Consider the following 26,526-nt stretch of genomic DNA (forward strand, 5'->3'; position numbering starts at 1 on the left):
CAGGGGCTGAAGCCGAATCTTGACTGTCCTTATTCCGTAGCCTAGAGGCGATTGCCTCCCTTACCTTCTGCCCGTGCACTTCGCGCTGGGTAACGCTGGTTCTTCATCGAACAAATGACTCACCACTCTAGAAACGGTTCTATAGGGTTTATCGCTACCAGGAGCGCGGCGGGAGTAACCCTTTCTCCGCGCAGCTAAAACTGCAGCCGCAAAACGACTCCTCATAAAATTAAATCCACAGCGTTTAGATCACGCCCGTTCAATTCAAGGGCTTGAACATTTCTATTCCCTCCTTGAACTGAAACCGCCAAAGTTTCAAGACTTGACAGCGAATGCTGGGCTCGGGCAGTATCGTTTGCGGTTTGAAAGACAAGCGTTTGTCTTTCACCAACAAACAATTTCGAAGAAGCCATGACAAGGATATGGGGACAGGATGAAAGCGGCTGGGGTTAACGCAGAATAAGAATGATCCGCAAATGCGGCAAGTGGGTTGAATTCAGAAGAGTGGCACCAAACGCTGCTTTCCTCTGTATTTAATGGATATTGCTTTTGTTCGATCAGAATTTCTTCCCAAAAGACAAAGGTTTGTCTGACAAACAAATGACAAAAAATCAATTGACAATCTTTTCCTAGATTTGTTTTCATTCGCAACAGCCAACAGGAACCCGTCTACTTCGTTGAGTAGATAAACGGTTGTCTTGGTGGTTCGTGTTGGAGCGCTCGGTGGAGAAATTTCTTCTTAGAGCATAAGCACCGGCCTGCAAACAGGACTGGGTGAGCCGCTTTGCGCCGTTTTCCAATGCGTTGTCCAGAAATAAAGAGCTTCAAGACTGTATATCAGCGGGGCTCAGTGAGTGAACGCAGGTACCGGGCCGCGCAGTCAAATGGCAACATTTTCAGGAGGCAACATGAAGCAGTGGATCCGCGCCAGCCTTGGGCTGACGCAAGAGTGCAAGCCGTGTCAAACAACGGATAAAAGTAAACACCGTAGTCCGCTAACAGATGAAAGCAACGTACGCCGTACACTGTTACCTGCTCTTGCCCTGGTAGCTCTGCTATCGTCGGCTCTTCCGGTCTTGGCCCAGAATACAAATTCAGGTGACCTTCGCGGCACAGTAACCGACGCAACCGGAGCGGTCATCCCAGGGGTAACCGTTGAGGTCAAAGACGTGGACAAGGGCGTCGTCAAGGCTTACGTCACCAATGGAGCCGGCTTGTACGATACCGGTTCGATCACGCCGGACCACTATCTGCTGACCTTTACCAGGCCTGGGTTTAGCTCCTTTGTGCGCGGTCCCATTACGCTGGACGTCTCAATTCAGACCATCGATGCGCAGTTGAAGGCGGGCTCGACGCAGGAGCTGATCGTGACCACCGATGTGCCCCTGCTCAGCACCGAGTCAGGCGCGGTAGAGGCGACACTGTCTTCCGACGTTATTTCCCAACTGCCCCAAACGAACCTTGGAGCGGACTGGGAGAACTTTATCGTATTGCTGCCAGGCGCCGCCGGCGCTCCGGAGAACTCCAGCAGCGCCTCGAACCCCGGCCAGGTAGCCGCTATCAACGGTAATCTGCCATTTGACAGCATCCTGGCCGATGGCGCCACGACGACGCTGCCGAGCAGCGAAAACTCTGATGTCACGATCTTCGAAACGACGGCAGAGGTGAAGATCAGCACCAACGGCTTCTCGGCCCAATATGGCCAAGGAGGCATTATTTACAACCAGATCACCAAAAGTGGTACGAATCAATTCCACGGTGCGGCATACGAATATTTTGCCAATGACGCCCTGGATGCTTTTGCTTACCAGTTTGGTGCGACCGGCGTACAGCTCCCCCGATTGCGCTTCAATAACTTCGGCTTTGCAGTGGGTGGGCCAGTCATCCGCAACAAAGTCTTCTTCTACTTCGACTTCGACAAAACCATTGACAACACAATCAATCGCAACTATGAAACACTTCCGCTTGCCCAGAATGCAGCCATAGCAAATGGCGACTTTACCGGTCCCGGCTTCCCTACTATCTACGACCCGACTACTCAGGTAATCCAGGCTACCGGCTCCCACACGTATACACTCTCTCCCGGCTCCAAGGTCACTTCCGTTACTCAGCAGTGCCCGTGTGTGATTCGCCAGAGTTTTGCCGATGAGTATCACAATGGCAACCGTATTCCAGCTAACCTGATCAGCCCTGTATCTCAAAACTTCCAAAACCTCCTGAATACCCAGGCCACGAATGCGGTTTTACAGCAGGCTAATGTAGGCAGATCGCAGACGATTCAGGGGATCGTCACCAACAACTACGCTTTCGTCACTCCGGGCATCAATCCATTTACCAAATTTTTCGGTCGTCTGGATTATGACATCGCCGCCAATAATCGGTTCACGGCCTCGGTAACAGAAAGCGATAACCCTGGATATGATTTCGGCAGCACAGTTTGCCCCATCAATTGCGAAAGCGAGGACGTCAGTCGGCACAATGCGCAGATCTCCGACGTCTGGAACCATAGTTCGACTTTTCTCAACGAAGCGCGCCTGGGCTTTACCGACCAGTTGAACTTCTTTCTACCAGCGACCATCAACCAGGGCTATCCCGCCAAACTAGGGTATAAGCTCGCAAAGGTGGATCTACTACCGGGCTTCGGGCCAGGAAGCAACATTTCAGGCTTCGGCAACGGCAATACCAGTCCGTTCATCTATAAAGAATTTGTCTACGATCCATCGGACGTAGTGACGCTGATTCGCGGGCGGCATGTCATACACTTTGGTGGCGAGTTCCTGATCAGCCTCTCGGACTCGACTCAGTACGGGTATGTCAATGCAGGCACCCCGGGCTTCAACGGCAACTACACGTCGCAGGGCGGACAGATTACGCAGGGGTCGGACACTGGTATCGGTAACGGCTTCAGTTACGCGGACTTCCTTCTTGGACAACTAAACAGTTTCAGCGCTAGCCAGACACCGGAGTACGGTGCACGAACCAAGAGTCCGCAGTTATTCGTTCAGGATGACTGGAAGATTCGTCCCAACCTCACCATCAACCTGGGCCTGCGCTATCAAATTCACACTGGCTGGAGCGAAGTAAAGGGTAACGAGGCGACCTTCGATCCCACAGTGGTCAACCCCGCCAACAACAGCCTGGGAGCTATCTGGTATGGCTTCAGTAAAGCGAACGGACGCAATCAACTGATTGCGCCGAACTATAACATCTGGCTTCCGCGCGTAGGCGCCAGTTGGCAGCCTCTTCCGAATACGGTCATCCGTGGCGGCTTCGGTGTCTATGCTTCTACCTTGAGTCTCGACACCTATGGTGCAGGCATGGGAGGCGCCTTCGGCAGTAGCGGCAATGTTGGCGACCTGACCAGCGGCATCTGCCCTGTTGCGCAGATCGACAGCGACGGCAGCGCGCCGGATACGACAGATCCCGGTTGCGGTGTAATCGCAAATGGCAAAAACTACAATACGCTTTCCCCGAATGCTGCCTATGTCAATTCACCGACTACGCCGGATGCCCTCAATGGCCAGAGCGTAAATTACAACCAATACCATACGCCCTTGCCTGAAAATTTACAGTGGAACCTCGACGTACAGCGACAGCTTGGGCACGACTATTCGGTCGATGTCGCCTATGTCGGCAATCACGGATACCATTTGAGCTTTCCAGTAGACCTCAACCAGGTTCCTGAAAACCTGCTTGGGCCTAACGATCTTAACAACAAACCGTACCAGCTTTACCAGAGCGTAACTGGAAGCACGAACAACGCCGTTTCGAACTATAACGCCCTCCAAGCTCAAGTGACTAAGCGCCTGAGAGACGGCTTTCAGTTCAATGTCAATTACACCTGGTCCCACTTTCTGGACGATCTGGACTCTGCCGGGTTTGGCTCACGCGAAGGCTACCAAAACTACCAGAATGCCTTCAATCCTCACGATAACTACAGCAATGGAAACTTCGACATCCGGAACATGCTAAAGGGACAGGTGATTTACCAGTTGCCCTTCGGCAAGGGCAAACTATTCCTGAATAACAACTTATTGCTCGATGAATTACTGGGCGGCTGGCAGGTGTCCAGTGTATGGGTGATTGAAGGAGGCAACCCAATCGGTATCACGACCGGCGGCAATAACAATTCAAATAACCAGTCGGGCAGCTTTACGCAGGAGGCGAATCGGGTTCCCGGCCAAAGTCTTCACTTGCCTGGCAGCACGAAGCAGCGCCTGAACGAGTATTACAACCTGAATGCTCTAACGCTCCCCGCTCCTTATACCTATGGCAACTTCCTAAGGAATACCGTTTACGGGCCCGGAGTCGTCAATGTTGCTGCCTCACTGGGCAAGACGTTCGATGTCTGGCCCCGCCGCGGAGTCAAGATGCTGTTCCGCGCCGATGCAGGAAACGTATTAAACCATCCCAGCTTCGGCCAGCCCGGAAACAACGCTATCGGACCAGGTGCGACTGCTAATATCACGAGTACAACGGTCGGCGGCAGACAGATCCAGCTCTACGGACGAGTCTCCTTCTAATCGGCAACAGGCAACAAACGCAGGGGCGGTGCGAAAGCGCCGCCCCTGTTTCATTTCCACTAGCATTTGAAATATATTTTTCGTCGAAAAAATAGACAACGAGACAAACGTTTGTCTACAATTGCGGTGCTGCTGAATCTCGAATTCCTCTAATTCATTGCGCTAAACGCCCTTTGCGAATACGCGACTGTTGTAATTTCCATTTCTGGAGATATACCGTGCGAACCTACGTTGCTCTTTCGACCCTTCTGCTGCTGGCTTCCCCGCTTCTTTTCACCACTCCGCACGCAGCTTACGCACAACGGCCAAATTCGACAGTTCGCACCGCTTCCGGGCAGGATGGCGAAGCGTTTGTAAACAGTCTGCTGGGCAAGATGACGCTGGAAGAGAAGATCGGGCAGATGAGCCAGGTAGCGCTCAACACAAAGCTCGACACTCCAGCCGACGAGATGGCTCGTAAGGGACAGGTCGGATCATTCCTCTTCCTGACAGACGCGGCAGAGATTAACCGATTGCAGCATGTAGCTGTCGACCAGAGCAGGTTGCATATCCCCCTCCTCTTTGGCTTTGACGTGATTCACGGGTTTCGCACGATCTATCCTGTTCCGCTGGCGATGGCTGCGAGCTGGGATCCCGCCGTGGCGGAACGCGCACAGAGCATGGCCGCAAAAGAAGCCAGCGCCACGGGTGTTCAGTGGACCTTTGCTCCTATGGTTGACATAGCGCGCGATCCTCGCTGGGGACGCATCATGGAAGGAGCCGGTGAAGACCCGTTCCTTGGCTCGCGGATGGCTGAGGCGCAGGTGCGCGGCTTCCAGGGTGACTCTCTCGGGGCACAGGATCACATCCTTGCCTGCGTCAAACACTTTGCAGGATACGGCGCAGCCTCAGGCGGCCGTGATTACGAAGAGTCAAACATCTCCGATGAGCAGCTTTGGAACGTCTACTTCCCTCCGTTCGAGGCAGCGATTCACGCGGGTGCGGGATCGCTGATGAGTGCGTACATGGACCTGAATGGCGTTCCCGCTACCGGCAATCGCTATCTTTTGCACGATGTGCTGCGCGACGACTGGAAGTTTCAGGGCATGGTGGTGAGCGACTGGGAGTCGGTGATGAACCTGACCACCCATGGTTTTTCACGCGATGCCGGAGATGCCGCAGCTCGTGCCGTCAATGCTGGGGTGGATATGGAGATGACCAGCCATACCTTTCGCGACGGACTGCCGGCGGCGCTTCATCAGGGCCTTGTCACACAGGCGACCCTCGACGCAGCCGTGCGCCAGATTCTGTTGACGAAGTATCGGATGGGCTTGTTCCGGAATCCCTATGTCGACGTTTCCAAAACGGCTTCGCAGATGGTCACACCGGAGCAGCGCGAGGCTGCGCGGCAGGCGGCTACGCGCGCAGCGGTACTGCTGCGCAATGAAGGCAATCTTCTTCCCTTGAGCAAGCAATACAAGTCGATTGCTCTCATCGGTTCCCTCGCCGACTCCAAAGCAGACATCATGGGATCGTGGAGCCTCGCAGGCCATCCTTCCGACTCTGTCACTGTGCTCGAAGGCTTGAAAAAGCGGTTCAGTCCCGGTACGCAGGTTGAGTACACCAAGGGAGTTGAGATCGAACGTGAACAGACTTCTATCTTCGATGAACAGTTTTCAAGTCCAAAGCCAACACTGAAGACAGACGCAGAGCGAGACGCAGAGTTTCATCATGCGATCGATCTTGTTCGCCAATCCGATGTTGCTGTGCTCGTTCTTGGTGAGCTGCAAAGCATGAGTGGAGAGCGAGCTTCCCGGTCGAGTCTCGACCTGCCAGGCAAGCAGGAAGAGCTTCTTGAGGCTGCGGTCGCGACGGGCAAGCCTATCGTGCTTGTGTTGTTGAATGCCCGCCCACTGGATATCACCTGGGCATCCCAGCATGTCGCCGCCATTCTTGAAGCCTGGTATCCCGGAACGGAAGGCGGCGATGCGATTGCCGATCTGCTCTCCGGGGATGCGAACCCCGGCGGCAAGCTTCCCGTTGCGTGGCCTCGCAGTGTCGGTCAGATCCCCATCAACTACGCGCGTAACCTGACGCAGATTCCTAATGATCCGGATACGCGCTACTGGGATGGCTCCAGCGCGCCGCTCTATCCGTTCGGATATGGCCTCAGCTACTCGAGCTTTTCCATGACGAACCTTCACCTTGCTTCGAACTCGGTCCACGCTGGTTCAAAGCTCGAGGTTTCGGTTGATCTTCAAAACACGAGCTCGCGTGATGGCGATGAAGTGGTGCAGCTTTACACTCATCAGCGCGCCGGAAGTGCTTCGCGTCCGGTTCGTGAGCTGAAGGGCTTTCGTCGCGTTACCTTGAAGGCAGGTGAGAAGCGAACGGTTACGCTTGCACTCGACACGCACGATCTGGGGTTCTGGAGCCCTCAAACTCATCACTTGAGTATGGAGCCCGGCGCGTTCGATCTATGGGTTGGACACGATTCCTCTGCCAGCGATCATGCTTCCTTCACGCTGCTTCCGTAAGTAGATTTGCGGTTGCAGTGTGAACACGCTCGGAACCTTTTGCGTGCGGAGTTCGTCCAACTCCCATATGAGAACGATCGCCCTCGAAGAGCACTTTGTTACCGAGTCTTTCCTCCGTGCCACAGGAGCCTACGGCAAAGATCTTCCCGCATACATGGAGGCGCTGCAGCCAAAGCTTCTCGATCTCGGAGCGGGACGTATCGCAGCCATGGACGAGGCTGCCGTCGATTTTCAGGTTCTCTCGCTGGCTGCCATGGGCTTTGACAGCCTGGACGCGGCCACAGCCAACGCACTCGCCCAGGACGTCAACGATGAATTGGCTGAAGCCGTGCGTGCTCACCCCAGCCGTCTCGGTGGCTTCGCCACACTCGCGTTGAAAGATCCTGATACCGCAGCAGTAGAACTTGAGCGTTGTGTCACACAACTTGGTTTTCGTGGCGCTCTCGTCGATGGCACTACCGACGGCTTATTTCTGGACGATCCTCGCTTCCTTCCGGTCTTTGAGGCTGCAGCCCATCTCGGTGTTCCTGTCTATCTTCATCCTGCGCTGCCACCAGAGCCCGTTAAGAATGCGTACTTCTCAGGCCTCCCCGGTGAGCTTGGCCATCTGCTCTCAATTGCGGGCTGGGGTTGGCATGCGGAGACGGGGCTTCATACATTGCGGCTGATCCTCTCTGGCCTCTTTGACCGATTCCCCTCACTGCAACTCATCATCGGCCATATGGGAGAGGGCTTGCCGTATGCGCTAGCCCGCTCCAGTGGGGTGCTCTCACAGGCAGCCCCCCATCTGCGCCAACCTGTGGCTGGATACTTCAAGTCCAACATCCACCTGACGACCAGCGGTTACTTCAGCCAGCCGCCTCTGCGTTGCGCAATGGATGTTGTCGGCATCGATCGCCTCATGTTCTCCATCGACTATCCCTTCAGTCCCAATGGCCGCGGCCGTGCCTACCTGGATAGTCTGCAGGAGCTGCTTTCATCAGAAGATCTAGCCAAGCTCGTCCATCGAAATGCTGAGGCACTTCTTGGCTTGTAGCGTTCAAGAAGTGTCTCAGCATCCATCTTCATTCATCAATGCCTGAGGCTCTTCTGGATCAACTTGCCGAGATAGGATCGAAGGGCTCTATTTTAAGATTGGCCCCTGGTGCAGGATCTCTTCTGATCGTTAGTGCCTGAAGTATGTCTGACTTTGTCACCATCCCTTCCAGCCGGCCCTCTTCTGAGAGCACCAGCAACATGGGTTGCTGGTGCTCCTGTGCAAGCAGCCGAAGGGCTTCCATCACATCGCACTCAGGAGAAATCGTTTGGGGTTCCATTTCGGTGATCTCCCTGACCGTTGTCGTACTCCATTTATCGACGGGGACCTGGGCTATCGACCAAAGGGCAACCGTTCCCAGAAGCTCCTGATCTTCAAAGACAGGAAATACCTCGTGGCGATGGTGCGGGGACAGGGTGCTGGCAAACTCACGGAGCGTCAAGGATGCCTGTACTGAAATCATCTGCGGCTGCATTACCTCGCGAACAAAGATGTCTCCCAGTTCCTGGATCTTTACCCCTTCATGCAGGCGTTGATCGCCCGAGGCAGAGGCATCTCCGGAGACCGCATAAGCCACGGCGGCTCCAATGAGAGCCGGGATGATGAAGGCATGACCACCCGTTGCTTCCGCCACAAAGACAACTGCAGCCAGAGGGGTCTTATACCCCGCCGAGATGAACGAGGCCATGCCTACGGCAGCGTACAGCCCAAGCGCAGGACTATGGACCACGGATTGGGCAAAGGCCGTTCCAATAGCTCCGCCCGTCAGAAAGAGGGGGACGAACATGGCGCTGACGCCGCCAACGGCAAGGGTGAATAGCGTGGCGGCAAGTTTCAGCGCACTGAAGATAAGAAGCTCGCCGGAGCTATGGTGTTTGCCCAGAATCTCTCCTACAGCCTCGTAGTTTGGGCCGATAGGCATCAACGTACCGTGGTAGAGATGCAGGAAGAGGATGCCGCACAGCCCGGTCAAAAAACCTCCGATGGCGAGTTTCAACCAATGTGGCAGCCCGTTCTTGACGAAGAAGGTCCGGGCGCGGCGAAAGGTCACCACAAAGGCCATGGCAATCAAGCCGATGATCACGCCGAGCAATGCACACCAGACGATATCTTTCCCTGTGTACGACGATCCGCCGGCGAAGTTGAAGAGCGGTGTTCCACCGAGGAAGGAACTCATCGTTACAAAAGAGACGACGGAGGCGATCAGAGAAGGGACCAGGGCCTCGTGCGCGAGATCATCCCGATAAGGCATCTCAAGGGCAAAGACAATACCTGTAAGTGGCGCGCGGAAGACAGCGGACATGCCGGCCGCCGCGCCGCAGATCAACATGATGCGGCGGTCTCTTGAATCCAGTCTCAACCGCCCCAGTTTCGTCCAGAGCCACGACCCGATGGCGGCACCGCCATAGATACTTGGACCCTCCAGGGCAGCACTGCCACCGAATCCGACGGTCGTGACCGCCGCGAGCAGTTTCGGGAAGAAGGGGCGCATGTCGATATCGCCCTGATGCTCATGGTAGGAGCGGATAATCTCTTCGGTAGAGTGCTCGTCCGGATCGGGCGTAAGGTACTGCATGATCAGTCCGGTGATAGCAAAGCCCACAACCAGACTGGGAACGATGGCCCAGTGATGGCCCAGATAGTAAGCCATCACCGCAGGCCACATCTTGCCGAGAATGATGACGGCAATCGCTGTGATGGCCAGGCCCGCGGTTACACCGATGATGGGGGCGATGATCAGCCACTTGATCAGGTCTCGCGAATAGATTACGCCCAGGTCTTCATGGACCAAAGGCAAATACTTTCGTAGCAGCGGGTGCTGCAACACCCTGTCCATTTTTCTATGCGGCTTTGTTTGTGTCGTCTTCATTGAATTGTGTGACATTTCCTTGCCGGTTATACGGCCGTGTTTATCCGCAGAAGGAGTCTGGCTGCCTTCTCACTGAAGCGAAGGAACTTCCGCAGGCTGTAATGAGACATTGCGAGTTCTCGAATAACGGCTGATGGTATCTCTTCGGTTGACGCTGGATTGAGATGTGCCCGCTGCATCTCTAGATTATATCGCATTACGACCAATTGAGACCCTGCAATGTTGGTAGTCAGGCCTGAAACGGGGGTAGCCATAAAGAAGAGGTCAGGCCCGCAGGCCTGACCTCTTCTTTTATGCACGAAGCATTCCGTTTAGGGATGACGGCCAGCAAGGGCCGACGGCATTACCATCGAATCGTTACCTCTATGGTCTGGTACCCCTCGCCCAAGGGCGCATGCACCTGAAGCAGATCGCCATGTAACTCAGCTCCGCTAACCATTAGAGCGGGCGCCTTATCCGCGTGGTCTATATTGCGACGGACCTTGAGGATCTGATCGCTTCCACCAGGTGCTTCGAGCGTAAGCGTCAGAGACTTTGCTTCGCGCTGCTCATTGAGTACGTGCATGTGTTGCGACTGCATCCCCTGCCGCGTCTCTGCTTCCTCACCCAGGCTTACCTCTACCGGGGTGAGCGGTAACCGCAGGGAGTGATGCAATGCGGGCGGCTCGTTGCAGGTGACACGGCTCACAGCAGCGGTAAGACACAAAACAGTTGCTTCCGTTGAGTCTGCATCGATCACAAGCTCGGGACCTTTACGATCCATCGTTACGTTGTAGCGTGTGTTGCCCACGGTCACATTGCGCAGTGCTACATGATCCCAATCTGCCGGAAGCTGTGGAGAGATAGTCAGCCGATGGTTCAGAGCATCGGAGTTGATGCCGAAGAGGCCGCGAATCGCCGGGCTAAGCAGCATCGCCGAGGACCACAGTTGATGGGAGCTGCTCCGTGCGAGCGGTTGGTAGAACTCTCCCGAAAGCACCTCCGTAATGGCTCCGGGATCTTGTAAGTCGGTTAGTTTCACGCTCGATTGCAGGTGCTCGAACGCAGCAAGGCTACGGCCTGTACGGTACTCTGCCATCGCTGTCCATCCGGTATAGAGCGGCCACACCGAACCGCGGTGATAGCTGATCGGATCGTAGATTGTCTGCGTGTTCGCCACGGACCGGACACCCCAGTCGACGGTGAAGTGACTTCCCTCCCAGTCCTCAAAAATTTTGTCTGCCTCCGCCGGATGCAGGTCACCTGTCCACCAGGCGACGCTGGGGAAGATCGATCGCACATTCTCGAAGGAGCCGTCGTGATTGCGACTAAAGCGAAAGATTCCGGTGGGAGAGCGATAGCCTGCGAGCCGTGTCTCTACCGTTCGTGCGGTTTCGAGCGAGCCTGCTTCCAGCTTTGAGTCGCCCATCAGCTTTGCCAACCGTGAGACGGCAAGGTTGGCCTGGGCATCCAGTGCAACCATATAGATCTCCTGGTCCGGCTTATGCGGCAGCCACTCCTCGACCCATCCGGTGCCCTGCGAGTTGTCCATCGCACCCTCTGTCGTATGCGTGCGGGTGAAACGATAGGCCAGCAGGATCTCCTGCCAGTGAGCGCGAAGAAACTCGACATCACCGCTCATGCGAACGTAATCGTCCATTGCCATCAGCAGAAGCGGTGTGGCATCGGCTGCTGCATATTGGTAGGGCATCGATCTCCAGTCAACCTGGCCAGCAGTCTGCGAGAACTCGTGCATGATCTTGCCGTCTTCCCGCTGCTGCGACAGAAGAAATTCAAGGGCTCCCCGGCTGAATGGAAAGTCTCCATAGCTGTTGATCGCGTAGAGCGACCAGAGAGCGTCGCGCCCAAAGAACCAGCCATAACCTGGTCTAGCGGTGGTCCCGGCAGGAAGCCATCCTGCGGTCATACCTGTACCTTTCGCCAGCGGCGTGCGCGATTGATCGACCGAGATCTCCGCCCAGCGCAGGGCTTTATTGAACTGGGGGTCTGGAGTCGTTACGTCCAGGCGTTCGTTGAAGAAGTGCTTGTAGTACTCCGCTGTCGAGCGATAGAGCTCGGGAATATGATCTTCAAGAGCGAGAATGCGGTCGAGCAGCTCTCCCGTCGGGTCAGCTCCCTGCTTTGCCTGTGAGGTCAGGCTGCCTGAGTCGGAGACGCCACAGAGCAACGGGTAAAAGGTGTGGTCGTCGCGCTTTGGATCATAGGAGAAGGTCAGAACGGCTGGTGGCTCCGCCGCGCGCTCCTGATAAGGGCGAATCTCTCCATGCGTTGCGCCTGGCATGGCAACCACACCGTATAGCCCGGGACTGTTAGTCTGCAAAACATAGCCGCTTCCGCCCGGTCGCTCTCTCCATCCGGCGTTGGCGGGGCCGAAGTTGGGCGCAGGCCACTCCATCGTCATGGAGGGATCGAAGGTCAGCGAGATCTGCGCAGGCCTGACCGCGTGAACCTCAAAGAGAACCACCGCGGATGCAATCCCCGAGGCTCCTGTTCTAGGCAGGAACATATGCTGCCGTACCGTAATGGCTGCATGGGAGTAGGTGATCGTTGTATGGTCAGGTTCAACGTCAACATCGGTCGCAAGCTTGTTCAGCTCGATGGGGAAATCATAGCCCTGGAGCCGTGCCGTCAGGTGGGCATTACGCAAGACCTGAATGGGCATAAGCCATAGCTCAAAGGTCCCGTCCTGCTCTCCCAGAATGGCGGCGTGCTCTCCCACCAGCGTAAAGGGCTGTTGCGGCTGAGCTACATGGTGGATCGCCAGCGAATCGTTCTCCAGCGGAAACTGCGCGAGAGAGGGTGAAGTTTGAGCTTGCAGTCCCAGAGAGAGAAAGACGAATTGAATCAGGATAACGATCTTGAGCATTGAGTCTTGAGCCCCACACAGTAACAGCCTTTCAAAAGAAACACCGCGCTGTCACTATATTTCACCGTACTCTGCTGCATTTGACGGGTGAAACGGCACAGAATCTCTTGCTCTGTCACGATTCCGGGGATTCTGGGCACTGCTATCGCTTACCGTTCTTCCACTCTGCGTAAGAGATTCGAGGAATGCTTATAAAGGCATCCCTCGTCTTCACGTAGGCTCCAAGGCCGTTCATCCGGCCAATCGCGTGCAGCTCTTCCGCCTTTACGTAAGGGCCAGAGGGATCGACGTATTTGTCTTCGATATAAATCGCAACGACCCTGCCGAGGATGATGCGTGAGCGGCCAATTTCCATCGTCGTAAACTCTCTGCACTCCAGCGCCGCATGTGCCTGTTCGATACGGGGTACCTTCACCAACTGGGAAGGAGCCGTGGTCAAGCCAGCCATCTCCAATTCATTGATCCCGGCAGGAAAGTCGGTGGCACAGATGTTCATCTGCTGAGCCAGGTCCTCGGTCACGACGTTTACGACGAATTCGCCCGTGCGTCGAATGTTTCTGGCAGTGTCCTTGGGAACAAAATGCTCCTGCGGACGATTTGTGACGCCCATTCCGATAATCGGTGGGTCGGTACACAGATAGTTGTAGGCGCTGAAGGGAGCAGCATTTAGGCTGCCATCCTCATTCATGCTGGTAACCAGTGCAATGGGTCGCGGTGCAACCAGTCCAGTTAAAAGCTTGTAGGCATCACCCGTGACACCCTGTTCCAGATTGAATTGCATCCGACGTATCTCCCCGTGGTTACTTTTTGATTAGAGCATTCTCACAGAAGATACGATGCAATGTACAAAGGACCAGAGACTGAGCCTCTGGTCCTTTTGTACATTGTGCTAGCGCAAGCTCTAGACGACGCCCCCCATCAGTGGGTCGCTAAAGCTGGACCGGCCGGTCTCTACGCGTCCTGCATAACGGGCTGCAGACGTTGCACCGTCCGCCATCACCGTGAAGTCGTACCAGCCATGACTCTGCTTGAGATTCAGAACAACAGACATCTCATGCCCAGCAGGGATCGTCTTGTTCACAGTGCCAGTCTTGTACGAGTTATCCAGCACCGCGACCTTGAGGGGTTCGGTTCCGGGATTATGCAGGAGGACTTGCACATTGCCTGTCAGGTGCGAGCTCTGCCGCTCGTAGGAGGTACGCGCCTGCAGGCCAGGAGCCTGAGCCTCGCCCGTAAAGGAGCGATAGAAGCCGTTCGGTCCGTGGACATCGATCGAGTAGCGGCCATCCGCAAAGAGCGACAGAGGGAAATCCTCAGAGAGTGTGTCACCCGATTTCACCGCGTAGGTTGCAACCATCATTCCGGGAGCCGCGTCTACCTTCGTATTCCGCAGGTAGACATTGAAGGGAGCGCCGGCTGCGCGCTTTCCATAAACCTCGTTGCCGGCCTTCAGGTGCAGTTCGAACTTGGTGCGATCTGCGTTTAGCTTGCCCTCTGCATAGAGCTCATAGGGCAGCGAGCACGCTGGGCGAATGCCCTTCTCCTGATGAGACATCAAGTCGGAGCTCGTCTGGTTGCGGTTGATCTCCGCTATTTGTTCAGACGTCAGCTTCTTGTAGTTCGAAGGGACTTCTTTATAGCGAGCCTGTTGAATGCTTACAACAAACTTGTTCCGGTCGAGAAATTCGAGCTTGGTCTCCTTAGCATCATGAGGACGGAAGCAGGAGGTAAGATCGCCAGAGATAGAACGCCGCCATGCGCTGATGTTCTCTTCCCTGACCGTCTTGCCATGCTTTTTCTGTACGAACTCCTCCAGGAACATGAGCGTCGAGGAGTGATCGAAGAGCTGGGAGTTGACCCAGCCGCCGCGGCTCCACGGAGATGCAATGATCATGGGCACACGGAAGCCCATGCCGATAGGCCCGGAGCGCGCTTCTTTTTCGGGTACACCCTGGATCAGTTCGTCCTTCGCGTAGCTGTATTCCAGCCCCGTATCGATGCCTTCGGAGGCGCGCCCCGTCTGCGGACGCTTGGGATCTGCGGCTACGAAGGAAGGCGCGTGATCGAAGTAACCATCGTTCTCGTCATAGGTAAGGATGAAGATCGTCTTCTTCCAGACCTCGGGATTCTTGGTCAGGATATCCATAACCTCGGAGACGTACCATGCGCCGTACCAGGGCGACGTCGGATGATCTGAAAACTTCTCCGGCGAGCTCAACCAGGAGATCGTGGGAAGCTTGCCCTCATTCACATCCTGCCGGAACTGATGCAGGATATCTCCCTTCGGGACTTCCATCGTTAGCGGCTTCCCAGCATCTTCGAAGTCGATGGAGTCCAGTGACCTGTAGTGAGGATCATTCACATTCGTGACAAAGGCCGCGTCATGAAGGGCACGCTGCTGGGGAGTGAGCTGCTTGTAGCGAGCTTCACCGCTGTTCGCCAGTGAGGCTTTGATCTTCTCGATGCGCTTTTGATCGCCGTCGATCCGAGAGTGGATTCGTGCCGCAGCCTCCGGGTCCTGTTCGTTGGCTACCGTCTGCTGAAGCTTCGTCATCTGCTTCGTGAGCGAGGCGATCTGCTGCTGCATCGCCAGAACGCTGCCGGGATAGGCTTCGATGTTGTAAGCCGCAAAGGCTTCCAGAACGTTCGTGCCAAAGTTCGACAGCCACGCCGACTCTTCCCTGCTCATGCCGCCGGAGTTCGTCAACTCATTCTGATAGAGCTTCCAGCTGATCCCAGCTTCATGCAGGCGCTCCGGATAGGTCTTCCAGGTCATGCCGCCGCTCATGATCTCGTCATTGCGCATGAATACCTTGGAGTCGGTACGCTGCTCATCGCGCACAGTCCCGGTCCAGAAGACGCTGCGATTCGGCGTTGTGCTGGTCATCACCGAGCAGTAGTTCTGGTCGCATACCGTAAAGGCATCCGCGAGCTCGTAGTAGAACGGCAGGTCCTCGCGGGTGTAGTGTCCCATCGTGAGAGGGATATGGGCATAATCAGGCGAATACGCGCGCTTGGCGTCGATCCATCCGTCGTGGTGTCCCTCGTTCCAGGCATCGACCTGGCTATTACGGGAGTGAGGAATGGATCCCATCCAGGTAACGCGAGTGTCTCGGATATCCAACCGCCAGGGCGCATAGGATTCTCCGGCTGCATTGGTCTGTACGAATACGGAGTTGCCATTGGCTTGACGGATAGCGCGCGGATCGTTGAATCCACGAACACCCTGCAGGGTTCCCAGTGCGTGGTCGAAGGAGCGATTTTCCTGCATCAGGATAACGATGTGCTCGGCGTCCAGATAGGTAGAACCGGCTTCCGGTTCGATGGCAAAGGCCCGCTGAATGGAATCGGGAATAAAACCAGATACGCCTGCAGCACCTGACAACATTGCTGCAACTTTAAGAAAATCACGTCGTGTATGCGCCATGTTTTTCATCTTTTCACAATTGAGTGTGTACTCGCGTTAAGGCGCGGTGAAACAGTGGGGCTATCGCGGAAAAATCAATGGCCTGGCTTCTATTGAAGCCAGGCCATTGATGTACACGTACGTACCTCTACTCCGTGCCTTCGCGTGCGCCCTTCCATAGATCGATCCCACCCTCTTGTGCGTGGTGATCAATGGCATCCAGCTCCGCCTGGGTAAAGTCAAGCTTCTTCACCGCATCAAGCGAGTTATCAAGTTGCTCGACATTGCGTGCACCAATAAGAGCTGAAGTAACACGCTGGTCGCGCAGCACCCACGCAATAGCCATCTGGGCCAACGTCTGTCCGCGGCCTTGAGCCATCTCATTTAGAGCTCGCACCTGGTTGAGGTTCTTTTCGTTCAGGAATGACTGCAGGAATGATCCTCCTGCGCCTCCTGACTTAGCGCGTGAGTTCTCGGGAACCCCATGGAGATATTTGTTCGTAAGCAGCCCCTGGGCAAGCGGAGAGAACGCGATGCAACCGGCACCTACATCCTCCAGAGTGTCCAGCAACTCCGTTTCGATCCAGCGATTCAGCATCGAGTAAGAAGGTTGATGGATCAGCAGTGGCACTCCTTCGCTCCGCAGGATCTTCGCTGCCTCTCGCGTGCGCTCCGGGCTATAAGACGAGATGCCCACGTACAGAGCTTTGCCCTGTCGCACCGCGTGTGCGAGAGCCCCCATCGTCTCTTCAAGCGGCACGTCCAGGCTGGGACGGTGCGAGTAGAAGATATCGACGTACTCCAGTCCCATGCGCTGCAGGCTCTCATCGAGAGACGCCAGCAGATACTTGCGCGATCCGCCCATGCCATAGGGGCCGGGCCACATATCCCAGCCAGCCTTCGACGAGATGATGAGTTCGTTCCGATACGGGTGAAGATCTTTGCGCAGGATATGGCCGAAGTTCTCCTCCGCCGATCCATACGGGGGCCCATAGTTATTCGCAAGATCGAAGTGCGTCATGCCCCGATCGAACGCACGCCGTACGACCGCGCGGCCCGTCTCGAAGACATCGGTACCGCCGAAGTTCTGCCACAATCCCAGCGACACCGGCGGCAGCACGATTCCTGATCGACCACACTGGCGAAACTGCGCACCCTCGTATCGCTTTGTCTCAGCTACGTAACTCATCTATTCCAATCTCCTTGACCGCGGTACGCCAAACGCTCTCCGCTGACAGAATGATAACTGTCGGCGGAGAGCGTTTGGTATTTGAGTGTTTCTAGGGTGCAACCGGCAAGCTGATGAAGCTGGCTTCTCCCGGAGTGTGCCAGATACGCTGCGTCGCCTTCTGATAGTCCGCAGGCTTCGCGTCAAAGATGTTAGGCACAAACTTCTGCGGATTGCGATCATAGAGCGGGAACAAGGTGGACTGCACCTGCACCATTACCCGATGTCCCGGCAGAAAGACATGATTCACCGTGGGCAGGCCGAAGTGATAGAGCAGCGGCTTGTCCAAAACGATGGCTTCGGGATGCTCAAAGCTGGTGCGATAGCGGCCGCGGAAGATGTCCAGGGAGACGGACAGTTCATATCCGCCCATCGACGGCTTTGAGGGCACCGTGTCGGGAAAGACATCGATCAGCTTCACAACCCAGTCACTGTCGCTTCCGCTAGTGGAGGCGTATAGGTTTACCTGCGGAGCGCCACTCAAACGCAATGGAGCGGTGAGCGGTTCGCTCTCATAGGTGAGAACATCCGGGCGGCCATCGACAAAGCGCTGATCGGTAACCAGCCATGTCTTCCAGCCATCGCCGTCGCCGGAGAAGACCGGACGCGGCCTGTACGGCACGGGCTTCGCCGGGTCGGAGACGTACTCGTCGAACTTGGGGCTAGTGGCATTCGGGCTATCGAACGACAGGCCCCCATCGGCCGTCAGATACAGTGCGCGTGGCTTCGCCGGGCAATCCGTCTCGCAGCTCAGAGGCCACGACTTGAAGCGATCCCAATGGTCTTCGCCGGTGTTGTAGATCAGCACGGGAGGTGTGTCAGCTTTTGGTGCTCCGTCCAGCAGGTATTGGTTGAAGAACGGCAGAAGCACATCGCGGCGGAACTGCAACGTCGTATCGCCGTTCCAGAGCAGCGGCCCCAGGGAGAATCCCTCATAGTTCACCTGGCTGTGCCGCCAGGGTCCCATCACCAGATAGTTCTTGTCGTTAGCCGTATCCTTGGGCTCAACTGCGGCATAGCTGTGGATGGCGCCCCACATATCTTCCTGGTCCCATAGGCCCTGCAGCCACATGGTGGGCACGGTGAGGGGCTGGGCTGCCATGACCTTATCGAGAGCCTGTCCCTGCCAGAAGGCATCGTACGCGGGGTGCTCGTCTATCTTCTTCCAGAACGGTAACTGCCCCAGACCTCCAGCCCGGGCAAAGTCTCCCGCCGAGCCCTTCCGCAGGAAGTTGGTGTATTCGTCATACCCTTCGCGAGGAATAGCAGGACCGCCTCCACGAACCGTTGTCTGTTCGATGTAGTAATCGAGGTTGACCTGGCGAAAGGCTCCATAGTGGAACCAGTCGTCGCCCATCCAGCCGTCGACCATTGGACTCTCGGGAGCCGTGACCTTCAACGCAGGATGCGGGTGAATGAGTGCCATTACGACCGTGAATCCTTCATACGAAGAGCCGAGCATGCCCACCTTGCCGTTGGACTGCGAGATGTTCTTCACCAGCCAGTCGATGGTGTCGTAGGCGTCTGTCGTGTCATTCGGACCATTGGGGTTGAGCGGGCCGGTCGGGGGTGGGGTCATGAGATAGTCCCCCTCGGAGCCGTACTTGCCGCGCACGTCCTGAAAGACGCGGATATAGCCGGCTTTGACAAAGACATCGTCGCCCTGTGGCAACTCATCCAGCATGTGGGGAGACTCCGTCCGAGTCGCGCGGCCCGCTGCGTTATACGGTGTGCGTGTCAGCAGGATCGGAGCATGGGTCGCACTCTTGGGGATTACGATTACGGTATAAAGCTTGACCCCATCGCGCATGGGGACCATCTCCACACGCTTCACGTAGTCGTAGTCGTCCTTCGGAGCGGTGAACTTCGCCGGAATGTCCGGAGTTGTGGTCGGGGTTTGCGCGAAGGCAGATAGTCCCAGCGACAGGGCTGCCAGGGCAAGGGTAAGAGTACGGGGAGTAAGAGACATGAGCCGTCCTTATTTCTCAAAAGATTTACTGGATGCAATGCGATTGGAGTGATAGCCCTGCTGCGAGCTGATTCGCAGTATACCAAGACGAATCGACGGAACCGGATTCCTGCGTAACAATGCACTAAGCCCCACTCGTGGAGAACGCCTTGCTGCTCTGGACTTTTTTTCTGCTCGCCTTTAGCGCGATGCTCCCGTTAATCAACCCGTTAGGGTCGGCACTGGTCTTTGTCGGTCTCGTCGGCCCTGAACCGCCGGAGGTCTATCGATCGCTGGCGCGCCGAATCGCCATCAATACGGTCATCTTCCTCTCGATTATCGAGGTTGTAGGATCGGCCATCCTCAATTTCTTTGGGGTCTCTCTTCCGATCGTGCAGGTTTCGGGCGGCATTGTCATCGCGGCTATAGGCTGGTCGCTTCTCAACGAAAACGACGCCCATGCAAACGTAAAGAATAAGCAGGCGGAGATGGAGGCTCAGTCCGACGCTGGAGCGCGGGATCTCCAGGAAAAAGCCTTCTACCCGTTCACCTTTCCTGTGACGGCAGGTCCTGGCACGCTTGTTGTGATGCTGACACTCAGTGCACACGCCTCAAATCCAATGCTCTCGAAGAATGTGCTGGGCCATCTTGGAATATTTCTGGCAGTCATCGTTCTTAGCGCGCTGATCTACCTCTGCTATGCCTACGCTCCAAAGATCACAACTTCGATCTCGGAGTCCACGGCGCACGGAATCCTGCGAGTCGTGGCTTTCATCCTGTTGAGCATTGGCGTCCAGATCGCCTGGAACGGCCTCTCCGTACTGCTTGCCTCTGTGCTTAAGCGATAGACAAGCACAGAGGCTGCGCAAGAACCGGAAGGGCAAGGTCGAAACCGAGCCCTTCCGATTTGTACTCATCATGACTACTGAACAATTTTGATAGGAGCCTGCCAGAACGTGCTCTTCATGTCTGTTGGATCAAGTACAGTCACCTGACAATCGTATTCACCAGGTGAAAGCTGAGGCGGCAGGCTAAGGCTGAAGTTGAGAGGCACCATGCCCAGGTGGCTTCCGGCCGCAGGAGTAACAGCTATAGGCTGCGTCTCAAAGACCTTTGCCTGATCACGATAAAAGCTTACGAACGCGACGAGCGGCTTGGGAGTTGTAGCAGCCTCCTCGTAAGCCTGCAGATAGACGTACATCTCCCTGCCGCTGTTGAAGACTCGCGTCACGCTCGGAATCAGTTTCTTCCCATCCTGTACCAGCGGATTAACGGCTGCCTGCTTGATCTGGTCTTTGCTCTTCGCTGCGTCATAAAGGGCATCCTTCATGTCGACGCGCTGGCTGCTTAGAACCACGGAACTGATAGGGACACGCTTGTCTTCTTTATTCAGATTTGGAATGACAAAGTTTGTCTGATAGGTACCAATTCTTCCCGTCTCGTCATCACGAGCCAGAAACTTGATGGCGTATTTACCGGGCAACAGCGTATAGCCTCCATCGTATTCAATCGGCCGATGGCTAAGCTCGCTGGCGGTGGCATCGCTCAGCTTGATGTTGACGTTGTCACGCATGTTCTCAACGGTAATGCCGCCGTAGATATCCTTGATCTCTCCGACAAAGTCGATGAGCGTATGGTCGGCTCCTCCACGTTTGGCCAGCGCCAGTTCACGCCCGGGAATCTTCACCATGATAGGAACGAAGTACTCCGCACGATTGAGTTGGAAGTAATTGATCTCCATCGCGACAGTGAGTTCGGTGATGGGATCGCCCAGCATGAGGGCATCCTCGAGTTGGCGCTCCTTGTCGGCGACCGAAAACTTGCTGAACACTTTACCGGCGAAGTATCCCTGCCGGTAGTCGAGTTTGGCGTTGGCATCCTTGTTGAGGGTGACCTTGATCTTGCGGAAACGGCCGTCGAGAGCGGGGTTAGAGGTGTAGTACTCGATGATGTAGTAGTCGGAGATGGCCTGCTGCGCCTGTACGATTCCCTTCGTCAGGTCGTTGTAATCCAGCAGCGCCTTGCCGCCGGTATCGCCGGCGAGCGCGAAGAGAGTGTCCTGCGACTGCTGAAAGTTGCCCGTCGTAGCAAGTGCCGCAGCGCCGGTGTACATCCCCTGATTGCCTGGCGAACCCTGCGTGGCATCGCCGAGTGGAGCTCCCGCAACGAGGCCGCGCGCGTCGATGGGCCAGAACGAGACGCCTGCGCGGATAGCTGCATCGACAGTGGCATGAAGCTGCGCCTGGTTATCGACGCCATTCAGTCGTAGGCCGCTGGCAAAGTAAATCAGCGATTTCTTCTCGCTTAGCTGGCCCAGCATGTTCGCAGCGGTCTGCAATGCGGATAGCTGGCGGTCGGTGTTGAAGACATTGAACTCACCGTCATCCTGACCGAAGGCAGCGCCGGTGTCGGCGCTGCTGGCATCATCGACGGACTCGACCGAGCCCTGGCCTTCTCCAACGATCAATGTTTCCAGGATGCTGAGAAGCTTGTTTCGATCGGCGGTGAAGTCTTGCAACACATCCACCGAGCCTCCCTGGTAGCGCAGGATCGAGACAAGGTCGACTTCAGTTAACTGGGTGCGAACGAACTTCTCGGCCGCGCTCAGAGCACGCAACTGCTCGGCGGGGCGCATCGCGCTCATATCAAAGTAGAGCGCGAGAAGACGACGGTTTTTGTACCTGAGATTATCGGTGGACTCCGGCGCGACCTGCGTGTGCGCGAGCCGGTTGTAAATCTTGATGTCTTCCTTGCCGGCGGCAACCGGTACAACTGGAAGAGGGTTCGTCGGAAGCACCTGATGCTCGCAGAAGCGAATCTTCTGAGGTATGCCGTCCTCAGTAAGCGTAAAATCCTGCGCCGTGAGGCCAGGGACAGGATTGCCCTGCTTATCTTTGACGACAACCGTCTCAACAACCAGCTGAGATCGCACCGACAGCGTAAAGGTGGTTGGCGCGTCCGGATCTTTATTCTGGCCGATTGTCTGGGCACCAGCCCCTGTGCTGAAACCAACCGCTGCGAGAAGAAATGCTATGAGTATCGATCGCATACTAGAACCTCAATCTCGCGGTAGTTTGCAGGCTGCGCATGGCGTTGGTAGATGCTGGCAGTCCGAAGAGCGGGCTGCTCAAGGCCGGATTCGAAGCGACGCCTATAACTGGATTTAAAGTCGTGTTCCAACTAGTGAAGACGACGTGATTCAGCAGATTGGTGGAGTCGACGCGTATATCAAGATTGTATTTTTTACCCACACGAAAGGTCCGAGCGAGAGAAAGGTTGAAGGTGAACTCCCCTGGGCCGGCAATAGAGTCTCTTCCCGCATCTCCCCATTGTCCGGGTTGAGGGGCGGCAAAGGCAGAGGGATTGAGAAACCGCCCTCCAGTTGCTGCATGGATAGGTTCGGAGGTTCTATCCGGACGGATGCTGCCCGTTACGCCTGTGCCAGGTACGGCAGCGAGATAGATCGGCGTCTCCGGCAGACCGCTGCCTGCAACGATCGTGCCTACGACCGTCCATTCCTTGAATGCTCTTCCTCGCCATCCGGTCATCAAAGTTCCCCCACCAAGCCCCATACCGCTTGTGTACTGAAAGGTAGCGTTCAACAGATGTCGTTGGTCAAAGGTCGAAAGCCCCCGCTCCGCATCCAGGTCGAGCCAGTTCTGGGCAATAGATGCGTTCGCCGCGGCCTGACTCACTGCACCGGCAGCTACCGGCCCCTGGCCTCCAAGCACGGAGTCATCATCGATCGATTTCGAGAAGGTGTACTGCAAAGAAGCGGTAAAGCCGCTACGCAGTCTGCGCCGCAGTTGAATGCTTCCAGCCTGGCGCGTAGAGCTTCCGTTGGAGGTGCGGTACACAAAGCCCAGAGGGCAAGAGGGACATGGATTTACTGTGCCGATGGGATAGGTGTTCGGCAAGAACTCCTGCACACCATGTGCACCCTTGATCCCGAGATAAGTTGCAGTCATCTGCAGCGCAGCAGGCAGGTCACGCTGTACCGCAACCTGCCAGGTCTGCGCGTAGCCTACGCGGAAGTTCGGATCGACCGCGAATGAATCCTGCGTCGTCGGAGGACATGGAATAAACCCATTAGCGAGCGACAGCCTGCAGGTAGCGCTGTTGTATTGGACATTCAAGCTGGTTGAGAGTGGAGCTTGCTGCGCTAGTTGCAACGCAGTTCCTGTGTAGACCGACGTGTCCTGGTAGATTCCGTAGCCTGCACGAACCACCATGGAAGATCCCGGGATGGGCCGCCATGAAAGTCCGAGACGAGGTTCGACGCCACTCTTGTCCGGCCGTATCAACGAAGTAGGATAACTCTGGTCCGTCAGAGGGCCAGTAGGACTGCTGCCTAATACCGGCGCAACGGCTGAAAAGCCTGAAGCGACATCCAGATTGACGAGCCGTCCCTTCAACTCAGTGATGGGCGCGCCATACTCCCAGCGAACGCCGACGTTGAGGGTGAGATCCGGCCTGATTCTCCAGTCGTCCGTCGCGTAAATTGCATAGACAGATTGCCGGAAATATTTATCTGCGTTGCCAAAGGCGATCTGGCTCGTGTCCGGAATGCCGGCGAGGAAATCGGCGAAGTCTGAAACGCCCGTTACAGCGCCGGTAAAGGTGTAGGAGCCGCGCGGGTTTTGTTGCGACAGGTAGTTGAACTCCTGCCTGCGGAAGTCGGTGCCGAAGGTAAAGTTATGATGCCCTCGATACCACTCCAAGGAGGGTGCAATGCCATCGGTGCGGTTGCGATTGAAAGAGCTCTGGGCATCCGAGAGTGAGGCGATACCGCTCGAAAAGGTGAGGGACGGAGGACCCCAGTTGGTGGGGTCCTGGTTGTTCCCGTAGGGAGTTGCAGGAGTGTTGGCCGAGATACCCGCTAGCCCGGATACGTTGGTGCGGTTTGCAAAGTATGGCGTTACCTGCGTTCTCAAGCGGCTAAAGCTAAACCCGGTATTCAGATAGAGACTGTGATTGAAGCGGTGTTGCCAGTTAAGCGTCGTGTTAATGCCCAGCGTGTCGGTTGTATCGAGAAAGCCGAAGAGATTTGTGCCGTCCGCACGGGTGCTCTGAAAGGCAAAGCTGCCATAGACCTCGTCTCTATGCCCGATGGACTTATCAAGACGCGTTTGCAGGACATCCTGATGCGAAGCGCTGAGAATCGGAATCTGGTAGTTATAGAGCGAGGTCCCCGACACATTGGGCAAGGGATAGAGCGCCAACAGAGCCTGCGCCACGGGGTCGATAGGGGTGGCGCTGCGCTGCTCCAGGGTCGGCACCAATCCGGAATCTGTCGTGGCAATGCTGCTGCGCGTCGTCAGATATTGGATGAAGAAATTGGGACCGCGAGGCATCAGGTGGGGAATATTCAGCGGGCCGCCAAAGGTCAGGCCTGCTGTGATCGTGTTGTAGGCAGACTTCGGGGTGTCTAGTCCGCTCAACGAATAAGGCCGAGCATCGAGTGCGGAGTTATCTAGCTTGAGAACAAGCCCACCCGTATAGAGACTCTTTGATCCCTTTCGCGTATTTCCGAATGCCTGGGCGAGTGTGAACTGCGACGTCGCCGCATTGTTCACGCTGCCGTTGACGAGAAAGCCGTCGGAGGATTGCTGGTTGGAAGTGTCTGCCGGTTTTGGCATAGCTGCATTCTCCGCGGGCTTTGGAGCATCGATCTTGCCCGGTGTGGCTGCAACGCTGGGATTGGGCGGCAGTACAGGCGGCGGTTTAATAATCTTGGTCTGCGCGATGATCTGATCGAGCGGGAGCATCTTCAACTCCCACTTGATGGACGGCATATTAGAAGAGATCGTGACATCCTGCTCGACTGGAGAGAAGCACGACATCACAACTTCAATCTTCCATGCGCCATCCGGAAGATCGGGAAAAGAGTAGCTTCCCTGCTCGTTGGAGATTGCGACGAATTTCTTACCGCCTTGCGTAGCCGTAATCGTCGCACCCGGGACCGGCAGACCGTTGAAGGTCACCTGGCCATGATGCTCCGACGCTATAGCTAAACCTGATGTAAATAGAAATGCAAGAAGACAGAAGAGGCGAAGATACCTGCTCACCCGTTGCGACAATATCGAATACGTCATCCGCAGCTCATTCTCCGAAGGTCTCTCATGATCTATACGTTAGTTCAACGAGAGATGTTCAATATGGTCGACAACAATAAAATTCACGGGACCCTTTTGTGCCTCGAGCTTTAGCCCGAGTTGTTCCTTCAAAGCCTCAAGAAACGTCGGTCCTGACGTATCAGAGGGGATGTCCATGGCGGAGGCTATGGAGTGATGAGTTTCAGGAGTCCACTCAAGCGTGAAATCGAAGGTTCCACTCAGCCCGGTCCGATCCATAACAGGCCGTCCTAAAGCTCCCCAGTCAGGCAATGCGCTTGCGATCAATCCTATATTCACATTGCGTGCGCCGACGTTTAGGCGGGCGGGGGCGCTCGCCGGAATCAATACAGGGCCCCCGCAGGTCTGGGGAAATCCTCCGGCTGTTGCCGAGGGTGCAGCGTTAGAGGCGCGATCTGGTTCAGGTGTAAGTGTTGTGGAGCAGGAAGAATCGTTTGGATGGGGCCGGAGTCTTGGGCCCGTCTTTTCTGGCTTCGACAGAAGAAGTGCGAGTACGGGAACCTGCCGAGTTTCGTTGTGGACCGTCAACTTGAAACGATCCGCGAGTAGAGACCGCATCATCAAGCGCATCTCGTCCTTGGTGGGAGAGCCTTCCGACCGTGCCTGAATATCAAATCGGTCGGATGAAACCCAGTCAGGCAATCCAGACCGGAGAAATTGCAACTGATTGTTGGTCAGCTTGTACGCGAAAGCGATGTACACGATCAGAGGTGTACTGCTTGCCGAAAATAAGCCTCCATTGGGAGCATAGACATCACCAGGCCCCAGAAGAAAGTTAGACTTCGGCTTGTCGTCGGACTTGTTCTGCTTGACGGAGGCCACGTCGAATTGAATCTTTTGGCTGCCAGATGTCTCTGCTGAGGGAATTGCCAGTGGCGATTGTGCCTGGCTTTGGGTTGGAAGCACAAGTTGCATGGCTACAACGATTAACCCCAGCGTAATCATCGAATGCCTTTTTCGGCCCCATAGCTTGTGCCCGGCGTGTTCGGTCAACATCCT

Annotated in this window: 14 protein-coding genes; 4 read left to right on the forward strand and 10 right to left on the reverse strand. The window is 55.8% G+C overall.

The genetic code is table 11. From position 1 onward, the window contains the following. Nucleotides 1–384: 384 nt before the first annotated feature. A complete protein-coding gene (locus tag ACIX8_RS25640) occupies nt 385–645 on the reverse strand; it encodes a hypothetical protein (RefSeq protein WP_150110589.1) in 261 nt (86 codons plus the stop codon). A gap of 263 nt (nt 646–908) precedes the next feature. On the opposite strand from ACIX8_RS25640, the gene ACIX8_RS12440 reads away from it, so the two are divergent. The 3 genes from ACIX8_RS12440 (at nt 909) to ACIX8_RS12450 (ending at nt 8,075) form a co-directional block, all read left to right on the forward strand. Next, entirely contained in the window at nt 909–4,523 is a 3,615-nt protein-coding gene (locus ACIX8_RS12440) for a TonB-dependent receptor (protein ID WP_014265694.1), read from the forward strand. 218 nt (nt 4,524–4,741) lie between these two features. Then, nucleotides 4,742–7,039 carry a beta-glucosidase BglX gene (bglX, locus tag ACIX8_RS12445; protein WP_014265695.1) on the forward strand — a complete coding sequence of 766 codons (2,298 nt, stop codon included), beginning with the start codon at nt 4,742–4,744 and terminating at the stop codon, nt 7,037–7,039. Nucleotides 7,040–7,106: 67 nt separating this feature from the next. After that, nucleotides 7,107–8,075, forward strand: a complete 969-nt coding sequence (locus ACIX8_RS12450; RefSeq protein WP_044176665.1) for an amidohydrolase family protein — start codon at nt 7,107–7,109, stop codon at nt 8,073–8,075. Between the two features lie 58 nt (nt 8,076–8,133). Here ACIX8_RS12450 and ACIX8_RS12455 read toward each other — a convergent pair whose 3' ends face one another. The 6 genes from ACIX8_RS12455 to ACIX8_RS12480 all read right to left on the reverse strand — a co-directional run bounded on the left by ACIX8_RS12455 (nt 8,134) and on the right by ACIX8_RS12480 (nt 19,414). Further along, nucleotides 8,134–9,873 (reverse strand): chloride channel protein, encoded by a 1,740-nt coding sequence (locus ACIX8_RS12455; protein ID WP_223295530.1) that lies wholly within the window; start codon nt 9,871–9,873, stop codon nt 8,134–8,136. A gap of 415 nt (nt 9,874–10,288) precedes the next feature. Further along, on the reverse strand, nt 10,289–12,811 hold the full coding sequence (locus tag ACIX8_RS12460; RefSeq protein WP_014265698.1) for an amylo-alpha-1,6-glucosidase: 2,523 nt from the start codon (nt 12,809–12,811) through the stop codon (nt 10,289–10,291). 142 nt (nt 12,812–12,953) lie between these two features. Beyond that, the gene (locus ACIX8_RS12465) at nt 12,954–13,592 is read right to left on the reverse strand and encodes a flavin reductase family protein (protein ID WP_014265699.1); all 639 of its coding nucleotides are present in this window, start codon (nt 13,590–13,592) and stop codon (nt 12,954–12,956) included. Nucleotides 13,593–13,712: 120 nt separating this feature from the next. Further along, complete coding sequence (locus tag ACIX8_RS12470; RefSeq protein ID WP_014265700.1) at nt 13,713–16,238, reverse strand: phosphocholine-specific phospholipase C; 2,526 nt, start codon at nt 16,236–16,238, stop codon at nt 13,713–13,715. A 127-nt stretch (nt 16,239–16,365) separates the two neighbouring features. Further along, on the reverse strand, nt 16,366–17,406 hold the full coding sequence (gene mgrA, locus ACIX8_RS12475; protein WP_014265701.1) for an L-glyceraldehyde 3-phosphate reductase: 1,041 nt from the start codon (nt 17,404–17,406) through the stop codon (nt 16,366–16,368). Nucleotides 17,407–17,497: 91 nt separating this feature from the next. Continuing rightward, the gene (locus ACIX8_RS12480; RefSeq protein ID WP_014265702.1) at nt 17,498–19,414 is read right to left on the reverse strand and encodes a CocE/NonD family hydrolase; all 1,917 of its coding nucleotides are present in this window, start codon (nt 19,412–19,414) and stop codon (nt 17,498–17,500) included. Nucleotides 19,415–19,563: 149 nt separating this feature from the next. Between ACIX8_RS12480 and ACIX8_RS12485 the strand changes: the two genes are divergently transcribed. Continuing rightward, nucleotides 19,564–20,241 carry a MarC family protein gene (locus ACIX8_RS12485; RefSeq protein ID WP_014265703.1) on the forward strand — a complete coding sequence of 226 codons (678 nt, stop codon included), beginning with the start codon at nt 19,564–19,566 and terminating at the stop codon, nt 20,239–20,241. A gap of 74 nt (nt 20,242–20,315) precedes the next feature. On the opposite strand, the gene ACIX8_RS12490 is transcribed toward ACIX8_RS12485, so the two are convergent. Genes ACIX8_RS12490 through ACIX8_RS12500 form a run of 3 tightly spaced genes read right to left on the reverse strand, consistent with a single transcriptional unit; the run spans nt 20,316 to nt 26,523 of the window. Next, on the reverse strand, nt 20,316–22,442 hold the full coding sequence (locus tag ACIX8_RS12490) for a VWA domain-containing protein (RefSeq protein ID WP_014265704.1): 2,127 nt from the start codon (nt 22,440–22,442) through the stop codon (nt 20,316–20,318). 1 nt (nt 22,443) lies between these two features. Then, nucleotides 22,444–25,488, reverse strand: a complete 3,045-nt coding sequence (locus tag ACIX8_RS12495) for a carboxypeptidase regulatory-like domain-containing protein (RefSeq protein ID WP_014265705.1) — start codon at nt 25,486–25,488, stop codon at nt 22,444–22,446. A gap of 39 nt (nt 25,489–25,527) precedes the next feature. Beyond that, nucleotides 25,528–26,523, reverse strand: a complete 996-nt coding sequence (locus tag ACIX8_RS12500) for a TIGR03435 family protein (protein ID WP_014265706.1) — start codon at nt 26,521–26,523, stop codon at nt 25,528–25,530. Nucleotides 26,524–26,526 lie beyond the last annotated feature (3 nt).

It is taken from the genome of Granulicella mallensis MP5ACTX8 (genome assembly GCF_000178955.2).
In the GTDB taxonomy this organism is placed as follows: domain Bacteria; phylum Acidobacteriota; class Terriglobia; order Terriglobales; family Acidobacteriaceae; genus Granulicella; species Granulicella mallensis.

What these genes read in the sequence shown, in the direction of transcription:
- ACIX8_RS25640 (WP_150110589.1), bottom strand. Translation starts at nt 645, where the DNA reads ATGAAAACAAATCTAGGAAAAGATTGTCAATTGATTTTTTGTCATTTG.
- ACIX8_RS12440 (WP_014265694.1), top strand. Translation starts at nt 909, where the DNA reads ATGAAGCAGTGGATCCGCGCCAGCCTTGGGCTGACGCAAGAGTGCAAG.
- ACIX8_RS12450 (WP_044176665.1), top strand. Translation starts at nt 7,107, where the DNA reads ATGAGAACGATCGCCCTCGAAGAGCACTTTGTTACCGAGTCTTTCCTC.
- ACIX8_RS12460 (WP_014265698.1), bottom strand. Translation starts at nt 12,811, where the DNA reads ATGCTCAAGATCGTTATCCTGATTCAATTCGTCTTTCTCTCTCTGGGA.
- ACIX8_RS12465 (WP_014265699.1), bottom strand. Translation starts at nt 13,592, where the DNA reads ATGCAATTCAATCTGGAACAGGGTGTCACGGGTGATGCCTACAAGCTT.
- ACIX8_RS12470 (WP_014265700.1), bottom strand. Translation starts at nt 16,238, where the DNA reads ATGGCGCATACACGACGTGATTTTCTTAAAGTTGCAGCAATGTTGTCA.
- mgrA (WP_014265701.1), bottom strand. Translation starts at nt 17,406, where the DNA reads ATGAGTTACGTAGCTGAGACAAAGCGATACGAGGGTGCGCAGTTTCGC.
- ACIX8_RS12480 (WP_014265702.1), bottom strand. Translation starts at nt 19,414, where the DNA reads ATGTCTCTTACTCCCCGTACTCTTACCCTTGCCCTGGCAGCCCTGTCG.
- ACIX8_RS12490 (WP_014265704.1), bottom strand. Translation starts at nt 22,442, where the DNA reads ATGCGATCGATACTCATAGCATTTCTTCTCGCAGCGGTTGGTTTCAGC.
- ACIX8_RS12495 (WP_014265705.1), bottom strand. Translation starts at nt 25,488, where the DNA reads ATGACGTATTCGATATTGTCGCAACGGGTGAGCAGGTATCTTCGCCTC.
- ACIX8_RS12500 (WP_014265706.1), bottom strand. Translation starts at nt 26,523, where the DNA reads ATGTTGACCGAACACGCCGGGCACAAGCTATGGGGCCGAAAAAGGCAT.